The following is a 17,888-nucleotide window of genomic DNA, read 5'->3' as shown; positions in this document are numbered from 1 at the left end:
AAAGCATCAATATGGTTTCCTACGGGGGCGGTGTCAACAGCACCGCCCTTTTGATCGGCCTGCACCAGCACCGCATCCCGGTGGACCTGATCCTCTTTGCGGATACCGGGGCGGAGCATCCCCACACCTATGCCTACCTGGACATTATGGACCGCTGGCTGAAGGGCCACGGGATGCCGCCCATCACCAGAGTCTACAAGACCACGCGGGACGGAAAGCGGCTGACCTTGGAGCAGGAGTGCTTGCAGAGCGGCACCCTGCCCTCTATGGCCTACGGCTTCAAGCGGTGTTCCCTGAAACACAAGATCGGGCCGCAGGACAAGTTCTGCAACCGCTACCCGCCCTGCCGCAAGGTATGGGCAGCGGGCAAGCGGGTGGTGAAGTTCATCGGCTACGACGCCGGAGAGGGCTACCGCAGCGACAAGGTGTTGCTGGGAGACCTGGCCGACCCCAAGTACAGCAAGTGGTATCCCCTGATGGAATGGGGATGGGACCGGGCAGCGTGTATGCAGGCCATTGAAAATGCGGGTCTGCCCCAGCCGGGCAAATCCTCCTGCTTCTTCTGCCCCAGCATGAGGGCGGAGGAGATCATCCACCTGCGGGACCACCACCCGGACCTGTTCCGAAGGGCCATCGCCCTGGAGGACAACGCCCGTCCCAATTTGAAAACGGTCCAGGGCCTGGGCCGTAACTATTCATGGAAAGAACGATATGGAAAGGAGTTTTGCACACATGGCAACTGTTGAGAAGATCCGCCGTGACATTGAAAAGACCAAGGAGAAAATCTCCGAGCAGCAGAAGCGCCTCCGCGCCCTGGAGGCCCAGCTCACCGAGGAGGAGAACCTGGAGATCGTCCGCATGGTCAAGGCGGTGAAGATGGACAACCGGGAACTGACGGCCTTCCTGAAGGCCTACGCCAGCGGCCTCATCACCCTGCCGGAGGGCATGATGGAGGCGGAGGCCGCGGCGGACCCCAGCGAGAATGAGATGGAGGATACCGAGTATGAAGAATAAGAAGATCATCCGCCTGTTTACGGCGGCCCTGGCCGTGGCGCTCTGTGCCACGGCCTTTGCTGTCCCCGCTTTCGCCGGCGGTGGGGAGGGCGAACCCTACTACACCGAAACTGCCGGGACGGAGGCGGACCCTGCGGAGGACGCCGAGGCCCCGGAGGTCACTATCACTGATGAGGAAGATCCCGCCGGCGATGATAGCGCGGACAATAACACGGAGGCAGACGGGGACACCCTGGACCAGATCACCGAACTGCTGGGCGGCCTGGGGACTGTGACTGTCACCGAGGACGGTATCCTGTTCACCCCTGACACGGAGAAATGGGAAACCCAGCAGACCGGCACCGTGACCACCTGCGGCGGCAACCTGAATGTCCGCACCGGCGCTGGGCTGGATAACGACGCATTCACCCAGCTTCCCGATGGGGCGCAGGTAGAAGTCATCGGCACCGAGGGCGAATGGGTCAAGGTGCTTCTGCCGGAGCGGGAGGGCTATGTTCATTCCGACTACCTGACCATCACGGACACGGGCAGCTTCTCCCTCTCCCTGGACGGGACGGACCTCTCCGCCCTGCTGGAGCTGTTCGCCTCCGGCCTCTCCGGGGGCGGAGGGGCAGCCCTGACCCCGGATGGGAACCTGTCCCTCATTGACGACCTGGGCGGGACATCCTCCGGCAAGCAGTTTATCACGGTGGAGACAAAGGGCGGCAACGTGTTCTATCTCATCATCGACCGGGATGACGAGGGGGCGCAGACCGTCCACTTCCTGAACCAGGTGGACGAGGCGGACCTCCTGGCCCTGATGGAGGATGGCGAGGCCCAGGAGGCGCCGGCGGTCTGCACCTGTACGGAGAAATGCCAGGCCGGGGCGGTGAACACTTCCTGCCCGGTCTGCTCTGTCAACATGAGCGAGTGCGCCGGCGTGGAGCCGGAGGCTGAACCCGAACCGGAGCCGGAGGAGGAGAAGTCCGGGGGCATGGGCGCCCTGGCGCTGGTCCTGGCGCTTGTGGTGCTGGGCGGCGGTGGAGCCTTCGCCTACATCAAGTTCATCCGCCCCAAGCAGGCGTCCAAGGCCAGCGCGGACCCGGATGACTATGATTTTGCGGATGAGGAGGAGTATATCAACGAGGACGAACCGGAACCGGAGGAAGAAATGGAGGATACGAAATGAAGCTGGTGATCTGTGAGAAACCGAGTGTTGCAAAAGCCGTCGCGTCGGCCCTGGGTGTCACATCCAGGGCCGATGGCTGTTTTGAAGGAAATGGGCTCATCGTTTCCTGGTGCGTGGGGCATTTGGTGTCCCCGATGGACGCAGCCGGGTACGACCTTGGTTATAAGAAATGGAAGTATGATGACCTTCCCATCCTGCCGGAGCCCTTCCGCTATGTGCTGGCGAAGGGCAAGGAGGACGCCTTCCAGAACTTGAAGCACCTCATGGAGCGAGAGGACGTCACCGAGCTGGTCAACGCCTGCGACGCCGGGCGGGAGGGCGAGCTCATCTTCCGGCTGGTCTATGAGATGGCGGGATGCCAGAAGCCCTTCTCCCGTCTGTGGATCTCTTCCATGGAGGACGCGGCGATCCGGGAGGGCTTCCAGGACCTGCGCCCCGGCGCGGAGTATGACCCGCTGTACCAGTCCGCCCTCTGCCGCCAGAAAGCAGACTGGCTCATTGGGATCAACGCCACAAGACTTTTTTCTGTCCTCTACCACCGCACCCTGAATGTGGGGCGGGTGCAGACCCCCACCCTTGCCATGCTGGTGGACCGGGACAGCAAAATCACAATGTTCCGCAAAGAGAAATACCATCATGTGCGCCTGACCCTGGGCGGGGCCGAGGCGGTGTCGGAGAAGATCGCCGCCCCGGAGGAGGCGGAGGCCCTGAGGGCGGCCTGTGCCGGCGCGGAGGCAGTCTGCGCTTCTGTCACCCGTGAACAGAAGAAAGAGGCACCGCCCAGGCTCTACGACCTGACCACCCTCCAGCGGGAGGCCAACCGCATCTTCGGCTACACGGCGAAACAGACGCTGGACTACGCACAATCCCTCTATGAGAAAAAGCTGCTGACCTATCCCCGGACGGACAGCCGGTTTTTGACCGCCGACATGGCGGAGACCGCTTCGGTGGTCCTCCACCTGGCGGCCAAGGTACCGCCCTTTGACGGGTGCGGGGAGTTCTTCCCGGATGTGTCCTTGCTGGTAAATGACAAGAAGGTGTCCGACCACCACGCCATCATCCCCACGCTGGAGCTGGAGAAGGCGGACCTGTCCGAACTGCCCGTGGGTGAGCGCAATATCCTTCTGCTGGTGTGCCGGGAGCTGCTGTGTGCGGTTGCGGAGCCCTATGTGTACGAGGCGGTGACGGCGACCTTTACCTGCGGCGGGCAGACCTTCACCGCCAAGGGGCGGCGCATCCTCTCCGAGGGCTGGCGTGAGATCGACCACATTTTCCGCGCTTCCCTGAAGGAGCAGCCGGAGGGCGAGGCGGAACCCGCCGCTCTGCCGGACTTCACCGAGGGTCAACTTTTTGACCAGGTGGAGGCCGCTGTCACCGAACACTTCACCGCCCCGCCCAAGGCGTACACGGAGGACACCCTCCTGGCGGCGATGGAGACTGCCGGGAAAGAGGAGATGCCGGAGGACGCCGAGCGCAAGGGCCTGGGCACCCCGGCCACCAGGGCGGCGATCCTGGAGAAGCTGGTGGCGGCCGGGTTTGTGGAGCGCAAAGGGAAAAGTCTCATCCCTACCAAGGCGGGGATCAACCTGGTCACCGTCCTGCCGGATACTTTGACCTCTCCCATGCTCACGGCGGAGTGGGAGCAGAAGCTGACCGCCATCGCCAGGGGTGAGGGCGATCCCGCCGCTTTCATGGCGGGGATCTCTGACATGGCGCGGGAACTGGTGAAAACCTATTCCCACATCTCCGAGGAGGGCCAGAAGCTGTTTGCCCCGGAGCGGGAGGCCGTGGGCCTCTGTCCCCGCTGCGGCAAGCCGGTCTATGAGGGCAGGAAGAACTTTTACTGCTCCGACCGCTCCTGCCGCTTCGTGCTGTGGAAGGACGACCGTTTCTGGACCTCCCGCAAGAAGGAGCTGACAAAGAAGATGGCCGCCGACCTTTTGAAGAAGGGCCGCACCTCCGTCAAGGGGATGTGGTCTGAAAAGAAGGGTTCCACCTATGACGCAGTGGTGGTGCTGGATGATACTGGCGGGAAGTATGTCCGCTTCAAGCTGGAGTTCCCCAAACGGAAGGAGGGCGTGAATGGCAAAAAGTAAATCGGATATTCCCCTTGGCGGTGCGGAACAGAACATGAGCCGGGAGGAGCTGGCGGCGGTGGCAAAAGCCGTTGCCGCCCTCTCCCCGGAGGACCGGGATCTTCTGGCCGCCGTCCAGGAGTCCCCCTATCGGCTGACCACGGCGGAGCAGTTCCTGGAATTTGAGAAAAATGTGGACTGCTTCGTGCTGGAGCCCCATGTTCGGACCCTGGAGGACCTGGGCTGGGAGTACCTGGAGGAGAAACTGACCATCGGCCTGACGGACGACCTCCGGGCCGCCATTGACCCCGCCCCCTTCGGCCGGCGCGCCCTGGAGGAGGACCGGGGGTGCTTCACCAGCCGGGGGTATCTGTTCCCCACGGATGACCCATGGCAGCACGACCGCCCCCAGGCGAAGCAGGCGGACCGCAAGCCCTCCATCAGGGAGCGGCTGGAACAGAGCAAACAGGAGTGCAGGAACAAAAATAAGGCCCAGGCGCCCCGCAAGGGGAAGCCTGAGCCGGAGCTGTAAGGAGGTGCGTGTATGCCCCATTATGAATATGACAAGGATTATCCCTTTGCCGCCTTCATCACCAACCTGGGCAAGTACAACGAGGGCGACCTGGTGGGCGAATGGGTGAAGTTCCCCACCACGCCAGAGGAGATGCAGAAGGTGTTTGAACGGATCGGCATTGGGCAGAAGGATGACTTCGGCCAGCCCTATGAGGAGTGGTTCATCACTGACTATGACTGCTATGTGGACGGCCTCTACGACAAGCTGGGCGAGTATGAGAGCCTGGATGAGCTCAACTACCTGGCCTCCAAACTGGACGAGATGAGCCAGGGCGAGTACGAACAGTTCCAGGCGGCGATGGAGATCGGCGACCATTCAAGCGATTTACAGGAAATCATCAACCTGACCGAGAACCTGGACTGCTACGACATTTACCCCGACATCCACGACCACGACGACCTGGGCCGGTATTACATCGAGGAGCTGGACGCCATGCAGGTGCCGGAGCACCTGCGGAACTACATCGACTATGAGGCCTACGGCCGGGACGTCGCCCTGGAGGAGGGCGGCGAGTTCACCGACCTGGGGTATGTGCGGGACACCGGGAGCAGCTTCCATGAGTATTACGATGGGGAGCATGGCAGCATCCCGGAGGAATACCGGGTGATGACCTTCCAGGACGCGGAGGAGCTGACCGAGGAGGAAAAATCCGAATGGGCGATGGACATCGCCTACGATATGGACGAGTTCTTCCGCCAGCACGACCCGCAGTATGCCGCCGAGCACCCGGAGGAGCACGCGGCCAAGGAGGAGATCTACGAAAATCTGATGGCCGGCCGCATTTCCGCCCTGGATGAGAAACTGGCCGCCCTGGGGCAGACCCAGGAGGACTATCTCCCTTCGGAGATTGAGAAATTCAAAGACGCCACCGGCTATGAGGAATTTCTTGACTTTGATCCGGCTGTAATCAAAGCGGCATTGGAGGACCCGGACAAGTCCCATGTGGACGAGATGCTGGCCTTTGCGGAGCAGGCGGGCCGGGAGTATGAGGCGGAGCTGGCCGGACAGACCCCGGCGCCCTCCCCGGATGACCGGGAGACCGGCGAAACGGTGCGGACTCCCAGGGGCACCTTCTATGTGACGGATATGAGCCGGGAGCAGATGGAGGCGGCCGGGTACGGCCTGCACCATCAGTCTGACGATGGGAAGTATCTCGTCATGGGCAACGGTTCCCGCTCCTTCGCTATCCGAAACGAGGAGGTCCAGGAACATATCACCCCGGAAAAGATGACCGTCCTGGTGGTGGAGCCCATGAAGAAGCCCTATGTGAAGGAGATCGACCCCGGCCTCCATTCGTTACAGGCGGAAGTGGGCGGCGACATTGCCGCCTCCTATCCCTTCTCCGACCCGGTGGGACTGGTCTGCAACGATGAGGGCAAGCTCATCGGCCTGGAGCTGAACCGGGGCCTGCGGGACGAGCATGGGGAGATTTACGACGTAATGGCCGGCACCTTCCTGGTGGTGGGGCTGAGTGAGGACAGCTTCACCTCCCTGACCCCGGAGCAGGTGCAGAAGTACACGGAGCACTTCAAGCAGCCGGAACAGTTCATCAGCCTGAACGGGCAGATCATCGCCCTGCCGGTGGAGCCGGAGAACCCGCTCCGCACCGCCGAGATGACCCTGGAGGACGACTACGGGATGATCGACGGGGTGCTGAACAACGGTCGCAAGGGCGAGGAGTTAGAGAAGGCCCAGGGTGAGGCGCGCAGGACCACGCCGGAGAAGAAGCCCTCCATCCGGGAGCGGCTGGCGGAGGCCAAACGGGAGTGCGGCGAGCGCAAGCCCCCGGACAGGGCCCAGCAGAAGAAGCCCCCGGAGCATGACCTGTGAGCCGGAGCAAGAAGTGGCGGCTGGAATGGTCCTTCTTCCTCGGGGAGAACGGCCGCCGCAGATATAATGAGATCTGCAAGGGCTGTGTCCACCCATGCAAGCAGAGCTTCCGGGCAGTCCTCATCGCCTGTCCCCATTACCAGTCCGCACGCTCGAAAAAGTGTGCAGATAAGGGTTGAAAATGGGCTGAAAAATCGCCTGCGGTGGCTTTTCCGGGAGCCGTCCTTATGGTTTCTCATGCGGGCCTCTCCCTCTGATTTGAGGGGTGTAAAGCCGCAATTTTGAACACTTTTCCATTACAGAGCGGGAGCGCCGCCTTCGGTTTGAGCCAAGGGTGACGCTCCCGCTTCTTTTTTTGTTCTCTTTTATCTCTTTCCATTAGGATCGGACAGGAAGGATATTCGCCGTAGTAGGCGCTGTGGGAATGTGCGTAAACGGTCATGCTTGCGGAACTGTGGGAAACGATGTTTGCGGGCTGTGGGAAAGCCGGCGGCTTTTCCATCGGGCCGTGAATATCTGTTTTCCATCGGCGGAGCGGCCGTTTTCCACATTTCCATCGTGTAAAATGGTTGAAAATGTTCTTTGTGTTGCGCTTCTGCGAGATAAGATGTATAATAAGTGCGGTTAGTTAATGCTAACCTTAATTTCGATATATGGAGGCAGTTATGGGGATATGGAAAACTTTTTTTAATAATACCCGCAAGCCGGAAGGGCTGCTTGGCAGGTGCATGGTGGACAGCATGAATCACGCCCATGCTGCCCTGGCGGACTGGGGCCTCAGCCGTTTGCCGGAAACCGGCCCCTCTCAAATCGCGGAGCTGGGCTGCGGCGGCGGTCGGAATATTCGGGCGCTTCTGCGAAAATATCCGGCTGCAACTATTACTGCTCTGGATTATTCAGAAATATCCGTAGAAAAGGCTAAGAGGGTCAATCGTGAGGGTCTGCAAGCCGGCCGCTGCCAGATTTTGCAGGGAGATGTATCCCGCCTCCCCTTTGGGGATGGTTCGTTTGATCTGGCGACCGCATTTGAAACCGTATATTTCTGGCCTGGCCCGGTGGAGAGTTTCCGGGAGGTGTACCGCACCCTGCAACCGGGCGGCATTTTTTTAATCGTCAATGAGTCGGACGGGGAAAACTCCCAGGACAACAAATGGCTTTCTGTCATTGATGGGATGAGAATCTACAATGGAGACCAGCTTGCCCGTTTTCTCACCGAGGCTGGTTTTTCTAAGGTCATCATGGATAAAGACGCCAAAAAGCACTGGCTCTGTGCGCTGGCGATCCGGTAGAATACGGGGCAAATCCATAACAGAGAGTTCCTTATGAAAAACGCAGTAGGGCAGGAGAATTTCCATGAACTGGACGCGCACCATCCTGGACGGGCTTGCCATGGCGGCCTACTTTAACCTATTTGCCGCTACGGTGGCGCTGTATCAGCCCCGGCTGATGTTTCCCAGCTATCCGCCCGCCATCATCAAGGCGGCGAACAGGCCGCCTACCAGAGAGGAAAACCGTTTTTACTGGCTTTGGATCTGCTTTGGAGAGCTGCTGCCTCTCCTTCTTTATGGCGCGGTCAGCGCTGTGGAGGGCGGGACAACCGGATTCTGGCGTCTATCCCTGATGGGATACATCCAGTGGATGATGATCAACATAGGCGATCTTCTTTTTCTGGATGTGTGGCTGATCCAGAAAAAAGCGAAAGACCGTTTTGTGATCCCTGGTACAGAGGGACATCCCGGCTATGAGTTCACAGACTGGATGAAGGGCTATGCGCTGCCAGAGCACCTGCTCCAATGGCCGCTGCTGCTGTGCCCGCTCATGGCGGCGGCTCAGGCGGGATTGGGGCTGTTATTGCAAAAGATAGGATAGGAGATGGTTCAAATGAAACAACATCAAAAGCAACAAAAAATAATCCGACTCGGCACCCACGGCGAGGACTACGGAAGCTGGATGTCTAACCCGGTTTTTTACATGATCGGTGGGCTGTTGACCCTGTCGGCGGTGCTGGCAGCGCTATCCTTTTCCATGTTTCATATTGCCGCGCTCGGCGTCCTGTTCTCCGTCGCCGCAGCGGCGCTGCTTGCCCTGCTGATCTGGTGTGCATGGATACGGAAACAGTACGCTTTCGGCGGCGGAGGAATGATGGAGCGGGTCCATCAGGTCGTCCTCTCCCATCTGGATTTTGACGGGCAGGGACAACTTCTGGAGGTTGGATGCGGCTCCGGCGCACTGAGCATACGGGCGGCTCTCACCTGGCCGGACGCCCAAATCACCGGCATGGACTATTGGGGTGTGGCCTACGGCTATGGTCAGGCCATGTGCGAGAAAAATGCCGAGAGCGAGGGCGTCGGCTTCAGGTGTGCGTTCCGGCACGGGGATGCCAACAAGCTGGATTTCCCTGATGAGAGTTTCGACGCCGTGGTGAGCAACTATGTCTACCACAATGTAATGGGTGCGGACAAGCAGGCTCTGCTGTTGGAGACCCTGCGGGTGCTGAAAAAGGGCGGCGTCTTTGCGCTCAACGATGACATGAAGCCAAAAATGTACGGGGACATGGATGCCTTTGTCCAAAAGCTGCGGGACATGGGCTATGAGGACGTGCGCCTCATCGACACGGCCCAGGAGGCTTTCGGTTCCCGCCGCCGGGCGGCCATGATGATGCTGGGCGACTCCCGGATGCTGGTGGGGCGGAAGTAAGACGGAGGTTTGTCATGAACTATACATATTGTGAAAGGCTGATGTGGGTTGCCATCGCTCCTGCCGCATTTCGGTATCTGGCAAGGCAGGAGTTGGGATGGGATATTTCTGCGTTGAAGCAGCTCTCTAAGCAGATTTACCGGCAAATGGTATCCCGTACCCCGGATATTGGCTCCATGATGGAAAACCCGTTGCGGGTCTGCCTGACTGGTGGAATTCTATGGCTGTCTATCTATAAGGCGGCAGAAGAAAAAATGAGTGAAAAGTGCTTTGAGGGCATGGTAAGTGCCAGTATGCGTTCTCCTCTGGTTGTGACCGCCTTCCGGGGCAAAGCCAAGACTGCATTTACATTGAAGGCTCAATATAAGCGAGCAGCGACTGCATCTTTGGCGGATGCAGATAGGAACCCCTTTCAGTGGAATGCCGAGGTCATCTTCGGCCGGGATGCAGAGGAATATACGATCCTTTACCACCAGTGCGGTCTGTGTGCCCTGGGCCGACAGGAGGGCCTTCCTCATCTGGTTCCCTATCTATGCGCTCTGGACACGATGTCCGTCGACTGGATGGGTGGGCGGCTCTACCGTACCAAAACGCTGGCTGCCGGCGGTGACTGCTGTGACTTTTATATCTGCAAAAAGGGTTCCCGTTGGGACAAAGAACGGCAGGGAAAATAGAAATCGGGAGATGGAAGATGGTTCAAATGCTGCTGGCAGAGGGTATGCTCCTGTGTTCCTTGTTTTGGGCTTTTTGCTGGCTGGGCACCGGGAGCGACGAGAAAAACATCCGTAATTTTTCTACTTACCCGGACGAGGTACAGAAGATTGTGAAAGCCCGCCCGGAGCTATCAGGAAATATTCGGCAGCGAGGTCCTGCGGCCATCTTCGTTGGAAATCTGCTTTTGTTTACTGCGCTCCTGTTTGCGATGGGGCTTCTCACCCGGCAGGAATATTTTGCAGGCAACTTTTTGAACACTCTGCTTTTAGGACAGGCGCTGAATCTGTTTGATTTTTTGGTGATCGACCTGCTTTGGTGGCGGCACACAAAACGGGTGCGGTTTTCCGGCACCGAGGAAAGTCCGGAATTATATGCGGACCCCCGCAAACACTTTTACGCTTTCCTGCGGGGAGTTCTTCTGTTTTTGGCTGTTGCTTTAATCAACGGGTATCTGCTCACCTGGATCTGAAAGGAGGAGTTCCATGACACTTGCAGAATTTCGCCGGGTTTATCCAACCGCTGCCTTCACGGTCAGTAGCGGGAAAACCTTTACCTATCGCTACTATCAAAATCCCCAGGCCAAAGCCACGCTGGTCCTGCTCACGGGCGGCATTGGGCTGTCCGACCTGTTTTATAAGCACTTTGCCCGGTTCGCCAGGGATTTTTCGGTGCTGACCTTTGACTATCAGCTCCAGTTCGGGGACAACGGCGAGTTTGCCGATGCCGTGGCTGAACTACTCTGCCACCTGAAGGAAAAGGTCTGGCTGGTGGGACAGTCCCTGGGCGGCGTAGTGGCCCAGGTCATCGCCTCCCGCCACCCGGAAGTGGTGGAGGGGCTGGTCCTCTCCAACACCTGCTCGCTGTCCGGCAGCATGAGCAAGGCCGGGTATCAGGATCTGATGAAGATAATCGAAAGCCAGCGGAAGTTCAAAAAATGGCTTGCCTTCCTGCCGTTTCCGCTCATCAAGCGGATGATGAGATGGGCGGTGATGAAAAAGAAAACCGATGGCTTTACAGCCCAGGAAAAGGCCGCTATGGAGGAAATGTGCGGCGCTATGATGGAACTGCTCACCAAGCCCTATGAACAGCACATGATTGACTTTCTCTGTGACGCAGAACACTACTTTGGCATGACCCGCAATGATTTTGCCCCATGGGAGGGGCGGGTGCTGCTGATTTTGTCCGAGGACGACACCACCTTCACCCCGGCCTGCCGGGAGGACCTGATCGCCCTGATGCCAAGTCCCACGGTGGTCACCGACCTGACCGGCGGCCACCTGGCGCTGATGGTGCGGCTGGAACAGTATGCGGATCTGGTAACAAAATTTATTCTGGAGCGGACACCATGAGGAGAGCCGGCTGGTCAATGCCAGCCGGCTCTCTATCATTTGTCCATCTCAATATCCCACGATCAGGCGGTAGATGGTGAGGGGCACATACCATGCCGCCACCAGCAGGCGCCACACCAGGACGAAGCCCCCGATGAGGCCGCCGATGATGAAGTTCAGCACGAACAGCGCGGCGCCGCCGCCCAGGGAGCCGCCGCCCGGCACGATCCAGACGCACATCCGATGGATGCCGAAGGGCAGACCGCAGAGTATCCAGAGCCAGAGAAGATCCAGCTCTCCATTCCTGATGCAGGCGGATTTGAAAATGCAGTACAGCAGCCCGGCGATGGCGACGGGCAAAACTGCCTTCTTGAAAAATTCCTTGATGGCCTCGGTTCTCGTCATGGTGACACCTCCATTCCTGCCTCCATTATACCGGGAAAATTGAAACGCGCCCAGGAGTTTTTGAAAAGTCTGGTAAAGGCGTACAACTGCCGCTATTCCAGTTCGTTATTTCGCTGTCTTTGCGGTTCGGCCTCTCTCGGCTTTTCCAGCAGGGCCTCCACATTTTGGCGGAGGGTGTCGTACTCCCGCTCCTCCCGCTGGGCCTTCCGATATTCCGATTGCAGGGCGGTCCGCCTGGCGGTGAGCCCGTCCATCTCGGCCCGGAGCCGCTGGGTGGCGGGCAGGGGTACGGCATCCAGGCGTTTCAGCTCCCTTGCCGCCGCCTCAAACAGAATGATCTCCCCCTCATGCCCCCGGAGGAATTTCTCCTTGTCCCTGGACTGGCGGTATTGGTCATACAGGGGACGGAGCTGGCGGTAGGTGGCGGCGTGCTTCATGGTGAGGGTCAGCCGCTCCATCTCCTTCTCCGTTGCCCGGAGGTCCGCCTTTACCCTGGCGGTGGCGGCCGCCGCCCCGTCGCACCGCTCGGACAGATCCTCCAAACTTCCGATGCCATGTTCCGTCAGGAAGTTCAGCGTTTCCGCCGCCCGCTTCAAATTCTCGATAGTCGCCCAATGCTTGTAGCCGGCGCTCTGCTGGGCTTTGAGATTGTTCTGGATGTCGATGAGCAGGCTGGGCTTCCCGGTGCGCTGCTGCGGCTGGCGGGAGGGGCTGGGCCTTCCGGCCATCCGGGCGGTCAGGGCCTCCTCGGCATAATCGGCGCCCAGGGTTTTCAATCGGGTGAACCGTTCCTGGCCCGGAGCCCTGGCGGATATGTACTTGCCCCGTTTCAGTTCGTACCCTTCCCGCTGAAGGCGGCGGAGCAGGTCCTCCAGGTCAGAGCAGCCGGGCAGGAGCCGGTCAATGGCGGCACGCAGCTTCGCCTTGTAGCTGGTGCCGTTCTGTTCCGCCTGATGCTCAATGTAGCTCTTGCCCTTGTCCCGGCCTGGGACGATGACGGACAGGCCATGCTCCTTGCAGATTCGGTCGCTGGTGCGGCGGATCTCATGGTAGCTCCGCTTATTGGAGTGGTAGTGCCGGTGATCCTGGAAACTGACCGCATTGAAAATCAGGTGGTTATGGATGTGATCCCTGTCTATGTGGGTGGTAAGGACAAATTCATATTTGCCGCCCAGGACCTCCCGCGCCAGCTCCATGCCGATCCGGTGGGCCTCCTCCGGCGTGACCTCCCCAGGTTCAAACGCCTGGATGAGATGTCGGCCCAGGTTCGTGCCCTTGTCGATGGCATGGCGGCGGGTCCAGGCAAATTCAATGTCGGCGGTCTCGGCGGTGCAGCCGAAGGAGGATACCAGCAGCTTTCCGTCCGTCTTGTCGGGATTGCAGATATAGTCAATCGCCGCTTTCAGCGTTGACTTAATAGGATGCGTCTTTGTAACTGCCATATCTGCTCCAATCTCTCCCGGATTTCCTCCATGTCAGCCTGATAGGTAGGACCTTCGGCGTTGACCCGCTTGGCGATCTGATTGATGTTCCGGCCAATGGAGCCAAGGGCTTTCGTCATTTCCTTAATGTCGGTGGTGTCCACCTGGATGATATATCCGTCAATCGCCATCTTCCGCAAGTACGCCCCATAGCGCTTTGTGGGAAACTGGCTCATTTTCTCGTCAATGAGCCGCTTTTCCTCCTCTGTAACCCAGAATTTCATCTGGATATTCCGCTTTCGATTTGCCATGCCGCACCGCCTCCGTTCTCATAAGGATCTGGGACTATCCCAGCAAGCATTTTTGTGTTTAGGGGCGGGGGTTCCCCTAAACACAAAATCCGCCAGTGGGTACTCACTGGCTGTGCTTGCTACCGTAACCCTTCCCTCGTATTTACCCTCTACTAATACTACAATTCGGAAGCTGTATTTTGGCTATATCTTGACTGGGAAGCAAAAAAGTTGTATCATGGTTAGCAGTAACTAACCCAAAAAAGAGGTGAAACTCACATCATGACGCATGGGAGCCATTATCTTGGCAAATTATACAATGACCTCATAATCAATTCTCCCCAAACAATTTCGATGGATATTCCGTCTGATATGGGGCAAGGAAGAATTGCCCAAACAAAGATCAAACATGGAGTTATTCTTTCCGACTGGCAAATGTGTTATCAGTCTGACATGAATGTGCAGGGACCTGTCAGTAAGGAGTATATGCAAATTATTTTCTGCTTGAATGACGGGATTTCCTGGGGGATCATGGATGACCGACGTTCTGTTACTATTCAGAAGAATGAGTCCTGCATTTATGCCGGGCATGGAGGAACAGAATATATCTGTTACAAGAAAGACAGCAATTTCTCATTCAAGAGCATAAAAATCCCCATCCCTTATTTCTCTCATCTCCTCGCAGATTACTTTGACGGGCAGGAAGTAACTGCTTACGAAAAGAAACTTCTGGGCGGGATTTCTAAAGTCCCGGTAACACCTATCATGGAGCAGATTTTAACAGAGACAAGTCAGTTCACGCAATATCGCGGAGGTCTGGGCTATCTATACTTGGATGGTAAGTTACTGGAGCTGTTGTCAATTTATTTGGGAGAAGTGCTTGAATTGGACATCCTGATGGGAAAAAGCATCTCCATGTCCCGGACGGAAAGAACCGCCATTATGGAAGCCAAGCGAATTATAGACAGTCAGCTTGCATTCGCCCCTTCCTGCGAAGAACTATCCCGTATGGTACACTTAAGCATGACAAAACTGACACGCGGGTTCTCTTTGTTTTATGGTATGCCGATCCATCAATATGTTATTGAACAGCGTTTGGCACAGGCCGCACAGTTGCTTTTAGAAGGAGACTGGAATGTAAGCGAAGTTGCCGCAATAGTTGGTTATGGTAAGGCCAGCAATTTTGCGGCTGCCTTCAAAAAGCGGTATGGCGTAGCTCCCAAAAATTATCGGGAAAGCCGGTTCGATAGCGCAAAAAATAAAGTCTGACTGTTTTTGGGTCAAAATGGGCAGGTTTTGGGTTGGATTAGTCTGCGATAACTGATATTCTATGTGGTGTGGTTAGGTTCTGCTAACTACACCACATTTTTATTTTCCAACAAAGTGAGGAGGCATGAGCATGAAACAAAAGTTGAATGCGAAAGACTTTATTCTCATCGGTGTCCTGACTGCCCTCATGTGGATCATCTGCATGATTATCAGCACCATTATGAGCGTGGCTGGCCCGGTGACAAATGTGTTTTACCCGTCCGTTGTTGCTATCCCTAATGGTATCGTGATGATGCTCCTGCTGGCCAAAGTGCCAAAGAAGGGCGTATTCACCATCTGCGCCGCCATTCAAGCCATTCTGTTCCTGCTGGTGGGCGCTTTCTGGTTCATCCCCATCGGTCTGGTGATTGGCGGTGTCGTCTGCGACTTCCTGGTTATGGGCCGCAAAGAAATCACGATGAAGTCCATGATGGTGGCGTATGCGCTGTTCAGTGCTATTTTTGCTTTCAGCGCCATCTGCCCCATCAAGTTCCTTCAAAGTGCCTTTGTGGGCGCGATGGAGAAGAACAACATCGCACCGGAGTACATCGAAGGGATGCTGAATATTACTTCTGTTCCTATGCTGGTAGTCATTGTAGCTGCCGGGCTGATTGGTGGTCTGCTTGGCGGTTTTATCGGCCAGAAAGCGTTGAAGAAACACTTTATCAAGGCTGGACTCGTTTCAGTAAAATAACAGGATCAGCCCCCTGAAAATTCATCAGACAAACGCAGGCAAGCGGGCTGCCTGATTTTAGAGCGCGGGGCTGAATGTGGTCCCGCGCTTTGATTTTATAGGGAGGCATTGGAATGGAAGAAGCACAAATCAAACAGATTATTGAGCGACAACCCCTACACGGGTCTGCGCTCCTGGACCCGCGCTGCAAGATCCTTCTCCTGGTTTGCATCGGCTTTGTCAGCTATTTTCTGGCCGGAGAAGTTGTCAGTCTTGTACTCATGCTGGTTTACGGATTGTTCATCGCCCTGGGCAATGGCGGAAAATGGGCTGTAAAGATGATAGTGACCTATATCATTGTCGCTTATCTCAATGCTCTGCTCCGTTATGTGCAGGTGCCGGTTTTGAGTGTGATTATGAGCGTGTTCGGCGTGACGGTTCTGAAACTGATCCCCATTGTAATGATGGGACTCTGGATATTGCGGACCACCTACATGGATGATCTGATGGTGGCTCTTCAAAGGATGCGCCTGCCGCAGGCAGTCACGATCCCTCTTGTGGTCATGTTCCGCTATATCCCTACTTTACGGATTGAATACCGGCAAATCCGCAGCACGATGGATATTCGAGGCATCAGCGATACCCTCTGGAAACGGGTATCTCATCCGCTGGCGACGATAGAGTATATTTTGATACCACTGTTGATGCGGTGCCTGAAGGTTACCGATGAGCTGGCGGCATCCGGTACAACACGCGGTCTGGAGTTGGAGTGCAAACGATATGCGCTGCGGCCGATTCGTTTTGCATGGCCGGAAATTGTGGTATCTCTGCTTGGTATCCTCTTTTTAGCTGGCCTGCTTCTTATTGACCAGACCAAAATCGGGGAAATCATTTTGTGGAGGGTATGACGATGATCTCATTTCAGAATTTCAGCTTTCGCTATGAAGAAAGCCAGGATTTTACCCTCCGTGGCATTGATATGACCATACAGACCGGCGAGTTTATCCTATTGACCGGGCGAAGCGGCTGCGGTAAGACGACACTGATCCGTTCACTCAATGGCCTGATTCCGCATTTTTACCCTGGAGAAATCCAAGGGGATCTTATGATGGACGGGCGTTCACTCCTGGAAATGAAACCTTCACAACTGGCCGGACAGGTGGGAACCGTATTCCAAGACCCGCGCTCTCAGTTTTTTATGACAGATACTACGCGCGAACTGGCCTTTGGATGCGAAAACATGGGGCTTTCCCGTGAAGAAACGATTGATCGTATCGCAAAGGCGGCCAAAGATTTGGAACTGGTGGACTATCTGAACAGGAGCATTTTTGCCCTGTCCAGTGGAGAAAAACAGCAGATTGCCATTGGCTCAGTTTACGCTCTCTCACCCAAGGTCTACATTTTCGATGAGCCATCCGCAAATTTGGATTATGCAGCGACCAAACGGTTGGCTGAAATCATGGGAAAATTGAAGCAAGATGGATATACCATCTTTGTGGTGGAACATCGTTTTTATTACCTGCGCGATTTGATTGACCGGGTGTTTCTCATTCAAGATGGGAAGGTCGAACGGGAATTTACCAGAGAACAGTTTTGTACGCTGCCTGAGAAAACGCGGATTTCCTACGGCCTGCGGACAGCGTACCCGGAACGAGATGCGGAAAACTATCATGAAAAAGATCGTGTTTACGATGGAAAACATCTGTTAGCGGTGCATGACCTCGCGTTCTCTTATAAGAAAGGCCCTAATGTGTTTCAGAATGTCAGTTTTGAAGCCCATTCGGGAGATGTCATTGGGATTCTCGGTCACAATGGCGCGGGCAAGACAACCCTTTTGTCGATTTTGACCGGCCTCTTAAAACAGTGGCAAGGGGAAATCAGCTTTGACGGAAAGAAACTCACGCCCCGTCAGAGGCGCGCCTTGTCTTATCTGGTAATGCAGGATACAGATTATCAGCTCTTTGCCAGCAGCGTGGAAGAAGAACTGTCCCTGGGAATACGGGATGATTGCAAAGAAAAAGTGGACGCAACATTGGAGGCTTTGGAGCTTTCAGAATATCGGGATCGTCACCCTGCCTCTCTTTCAGGCGGTCAAAAGCAACGGGTCACTATCGGCGCAGCAATCGTAAAGGACAGTCCGGTGATTTACTTTGACGAACCTACCAGCGGTTTGGACTATGACTCGATGATACGCGTCAGCAATCTGATTGAACAGCTTTCAAATTCCGGGGTAATTGTTTTTGTGGTATCCCACGATTTTGAGTTCATTGTTCGTACCTGTACCGAAGTAGTCCAGTTGGATGACTGCGGAGCCATCCAAAATCACCGGCTTTCGCCGGAAATTTTGAAAACTCTTTCCGAAAAATATTTCAACTGATGGGAGGTTAGACT

General features: G+C 56.3%; 19 protein-coding genes and 2 pseudogenes. 18 read left to right on the top strand and 3 right to left on the bottom strand.

Features of this window, described 5'->3' with window-relative positions:
* Positions 1-5 precede the first annotated feature (5 nt).
* From B5F88_RS01425 to B5F88_RS01360, 14 genes and pseudogenes are all read left to right on the top strand, one after another.
* On the top strand, positions 6-746 hold the full coding sequence (locus tag B5F88_RS01425; RefSeq protein ID WP_087341208.1) for a phosphoadenosine phosphosulfate reductase: 741 nt from the start codon (positions 6-8) through the stop codon (positions 744-746).
* Positions 733-1,014, top strand: coding sequence for a DUF4315 family protein (locus B5F88_RS01420; RefSeq protein WP_087341207.1), 282 nt, complete (start codon positions 733-735; stop codon positions 1,012-1,014). Before B5F88_RS01425 ends, B5F88_RS01420 begins: the two co-directional genes overlap by 14 nt.
* Positions 983-1,513: pseudogene (locus B5F88_RS21910) on the top strand (SH3 domain-containing protein); the annotation flags it as partial. The gene B5F88_RS01420 and the pseudogene B5F88_RS21910, both read left to right, overlap by 32 nt.
* A 117-nt stretch (positions 1,514-1,630) precedes the next feature.
* Positions 1,631-2,182, top strand: a pseudogene (locus tag B5F88_RS21905) (DUF4366 domain-containing protein); the annotation flags it as partial.
* The gene (locus B5F88_RS01405; RefSeq protein ID WP_087341206.1) at positions 2,179-4,278 is read left to right on the top strand and encodes a type IA DNA topoisomerase; all 2,100 of its coding nucleotides are present in this window, start codon (positions 2,179-2,181) and stop codon (positions 4,276-4,278) included. The pseudogene B5F88_RS21905 and the gene B5F88_RS01405, both read left to right, overlap by 4 nt.
* Positions 4,265-4,789: a hypothetical protein gene (locus B5F88_RS01400; protein ID WP_204246181.1), complete on the top strand. Its 525-nt coding sequence runs from the start codon at positions 4,265-4,267 to the stop codon at positions 4,787-4,789. Before B5F88_RS01405 ends, B5F88_RS01400 begins: the two co-directional genes overlap by 14 nt.
* A gap of 12 nt (positions 4,790-4,801) precedes the next feature.
* Positions 4,802-6,661 (top strand): antirestriction protein ArdA, encoded by a 1,860-nt coding sequence (locus tag B5F88_RS01395; RefSeq protein ID WP_087341205.1) that lies wholly within the window; start codon positions 4,802-4,804, stop codon positions 6,659-6,661.
* Positions 6,658-6,840, top strand: coding sequence for a hypothetical protein (locus B5F88_RS01390; RefSeq protein WP_087341204.1), 183 nt, complete (start codon positions 6,658-6,660; stop codon positions 6,838-6,840). Before B5F88_RS01395 ends, B5F88_RS01390 begins: the two co-directional genes overlap by 4 nt.
* Positions 6,841-7,326: 486 nt before the next feature.
* Positions 7,327-7,950: a class I SAM-dependent methyltransferase gene (locus tag B5F88_RS01385; protein WP_087293327.1), complete on the top strand. Its 624-nt coding sequence runs from the start codon at positions 7,327-7,329 to the stop codon at positions 7,948-7,950.
* 64 nt (positions 7,951-8,014) lie between these two features.
* The gene (locus tag B5F88_RS01380) at positions 8,015-8,530 is read left to right on the top strand and encodes a hypothetical protein (RefSeq protein WP_087293325.1); all 516 of its coding nucleotides are present in this window, start codon (positions 8,015-8,017) and stop codon (positions 8,528-8,530) included.
* Between the two features lie 12 nt (positions 8,531-8,542).
* A complete protein-coding gene (locus B5F88_RS01375) occupies positions 8,543-9,358 on the top strand; it encodes a methyltransferase domain-containing protein (RefSeq protein WP_087341203.1) in 816 nt (271 codons plus the stop codon).
* 14 nt (positions 9,359-9,372) lie between these two features.
* A complete protein-coding gene (locus B5F88_RS01370) occupies positions 9,373-10,032 on the top strand; it encodes an L-2-amino-thiazoline-4-carboxylic acid hydrolase (protein WP_044993466.1) in 660 nt (219 codons plus the stop codon).
* A 17-nt stretch (positions 10,033-10,049) separates the two neighbouring features.
* Complete coding sequence (locus B5F88_RS01365) at positions 10,050-10,541, top strand: ABC transporter permease (RefSeq protein WP_204246180.1); 492 nt, start codon at positions 10,050-10,052, stop codon at positions 10,539-10,541.
* 13 nt (positions 10,542-10,554) lie between these two features.
* On the top strand, positions 10,555-11,421 hold the full coding sequence (locus tag B5F88_RS01360) for an alpha/beta hydrolase (RefSeq protein ID WP_087341202.1): 867 nt from the start codon (positions 10,555-10,557) through the stop codon (positions 11,419-11,421).
* A gap of 48 nt (positions 11,422-11,469) precedes the next feature.
* Here the strand turns inward: B5F88_RS01360 and B5F88_RS01355 are convergent, their stop codons facing one another.
* From B5F88_RS01355 to mobC, 3 genes are all read right to left on the bottom strand, one after another.
* Entirely contained in the window at positions 11,470-11,805 is a 336-nt protein-coding gene (locus B5F88_RS01355; RefSeq protein ID WP_087341201.1) for a DUF6050 family protein, read from the bottom strand.
* A 92-nt stretch (positions 11,806-11,897) separates the two neighbouring features.
* The gene (locus B5F88_RS01350; protein ID WP_087341200.1) at positions 11,898-13,247 is read right to left on the bottom strand and encodes a relaxase/mobilization nuclease domain-containing protein; all 1,350 of its coding nucleotides are present in this window, start codon (positions 13,245-13,247) and stop codon (positions 11,898-11,900) included.
* Positions 13,208-13,537, bottom strand: a complete 330-nt coding sequence (gene mobC / locus B5F88_RS01345) for a plasmid mobilization relaxosome protein MobC (protein ID WP_087341217.1) — start codon at positions 13,535-13,537, stop codon at positions 13,208-13,210. Before mobC ends, B5F88_RS01350 begins: the two co-directional genes overlap by 40 nt.
* A gap of 261 nt (positions 13,538-13,798) precedes the next feature.
* On the opposite strand from mobC, the gene B5F88_RS01340 reads away from it, so the two are divergent.
* From B5F88_RS01340 to B5F88_RS01325, 4 genes are all read left to right on the top strand, one after another.
* Positions 13,799-14,785, top strand: coding sequence for an AraC family transcriptional regulator (locus B5F88_RS01340; RefSeq protein WP_087341199.1), 987 nt, complete (start codon positions 13,799-13,801; stop codon positions 14,783-14,785).
* Positions 14,786-14,915: 130 nt separating this feature from the next.
* Positions 14,916-15,518, top strand: coding sequence for an MptD family putative ECF transporter S component (locus B5F88_RS01335; protein ID WP_087341198.1), 603 nt, complete (start codon positions 14,916-14,918; stop codon positions 15,516-15,518).
* Between the two features lie 113 nt (positions 15,519-15,631).
* Entirely contained in the window at positions 15,632-16,405 is a 774-nt protein-coding gene (locus tag B5F88_RS01330; RefSeq protein WP_087341197.1) for an energy-coupling factor transporter transmembrane component T, read from the top strand.
* 2 nt (positions 16,406-16,407) lie between these two features.
* Positions 16,408-17,874, top strand: a complete 1,467-nt coding sequence (locus tag B5F88_RS01325; protein WP_343286443.1) for an energy-coupling factor ABC transporter ATP-binding protein — start codon at positions 16,408-16,410, stop codon at positions 17,872-17,874.
* Positions 17,875-17,888 lie beyond the last annotated feature (14 nt).

Origin of the sequence: Flavonifractor sp. An306, from assembly GCF_002159455.1 — a bacterium.
GTDB lineage: Bacteria > Bacillota > Clostridia > Oscillospirales > Oscillospiraceae > Flavonifractor.
The sequence above is the reverse complement of the archived record's forward strand: the minus strand, read 5'-3'. Positions and strand labels throughout refer to the sequence as shown.

What these genes read in the sequence shown, in the direction of transcription:
- B5F88_RS01375 (WP_087341203.1), top strand. Translation starts at nt 8,543, where the DNA reads ATGAAACAACATCAAAAGCAACAAAAAATAATCCGACTCGGCACCCAC.
- B5F88_RS01340 (WP_087341199.1), top strand. Translation starts at nt 13,799, where the DNA reads ATGACGCATGGGAGCCATTATCTTGGCAAATTATACAATGACCTCATA.
- B5F88_RS01395 (WP_087341205.1), top strand. Translation starts at nt 4,802, where the DNA reads ATGCCCCATTATGAATATGACAAGGATTATCCCTTTGCCGCCTTCATC.
- B5F88_RS01370 (WP_044993466.1), top strand. Translation starts at nt 9,373, where the DNA reads ATGAACTATACATATTGTGAAAGGCTGATGTGGGTTGCCATCGCTCCT.
- B5F88_RS01380 (WP_087293325.1), top strand. Translation starts at nt 8,015, where the DNA reads ATGAACTGGACGCGCACCATCCTGGACGGGCTTGCCATGGCGGCCTAC.
- mobC (WP_087341217.1), bottom strand. Translation starts at nt 13,537, where the DNA reads ATGGCAAATCGAAAGCGGAATATCCAGATGAAATTCTGGGTTACAGAG.
- B5F88_RS01360 (WP_087341202.1), top strand. Translation starts at nt 10,555, where the DNA reads ATGACACTTGCAGAATTTCGCCGGGTTTATCCAACCGCTGCCTTCACG.
- B5F88_RS01385 (WP_087293327.1), top strand. Translation starts at nt 7,327, where the DNA reads ATGGGGATATGGAAAACTTTTTTTAATAATACCCGCAAGCCGGAAGGG.
- B5F88_RS01405 (WP_087341206.1), top strand. Translation starts at nt 2,179, where the DNA reads ATGAAGCTGGTGATCTGTGAGAAACCGAGTGTTGCAAAAGCCGTCGCG.
- B5F88_RS01335 (WP_087341198.1), top strand. Translation starts at nt 14,916, where the DNA reads ATGAAACAAAAGTTGAATGCGAAAGACTTTATTCTCATCGGTGTCCTG.
- B5F88_RS01350 (WP_087341200.1), bottom strand. Translation starts at nt 13,247, where the DNA reads ATGGCAGTTACAAAGACGCATCCTATTAAGTCAACGCTGAAAGCGGCG.
- B5F88_RS01325 (WP_343286443.1), top strand. Translation starts at nt 16,408, where the DNA reads ATGATCTCATTTCAGAATTTCAGCTTTCGCTATGAAGAAAGCCAGGAT.
- B5F88_RS01355 (WP_087341201.1), bottom strand. Translation starts at nt 11,805, where the DNA reads ATGACGAGAACCGAGGCCATCAAGGAATTTTTCAAGAAGGCAGTTTTG.
- B5F88_RS01420 (WP_087341207.1), top strand. Translation starts at nt 733, where the DNA reads ATGGCAACTGTTGAGAAGATCCGCCGTGACATTGAAAAGACCAAGGAG.
- B5F88_RS01400 (WP_204246181.1), top strand. Translation starts at nt 4,265, where the DNA reads ATGGCAAAAAGTAAATCGGATATTCCCCTTGGCGGTGCGGAACAGAAC.
- B5F88_RS01330 (WP_087341197.1), top strand. Translation starts at nt 15,632, where the DNA reads ATGGAAGAAGCACAAATCAAACAGATTATTGAGCGACAACCCCTACAC.
- B5F88_RS01365 (WP_204246180.1), top strand. Translation starts at nt 10,050, where the DNA reads ATGGTTCAAATGCTGCTGGCAGAGGGTATGCTCCTGTGTTCCTTGTTT.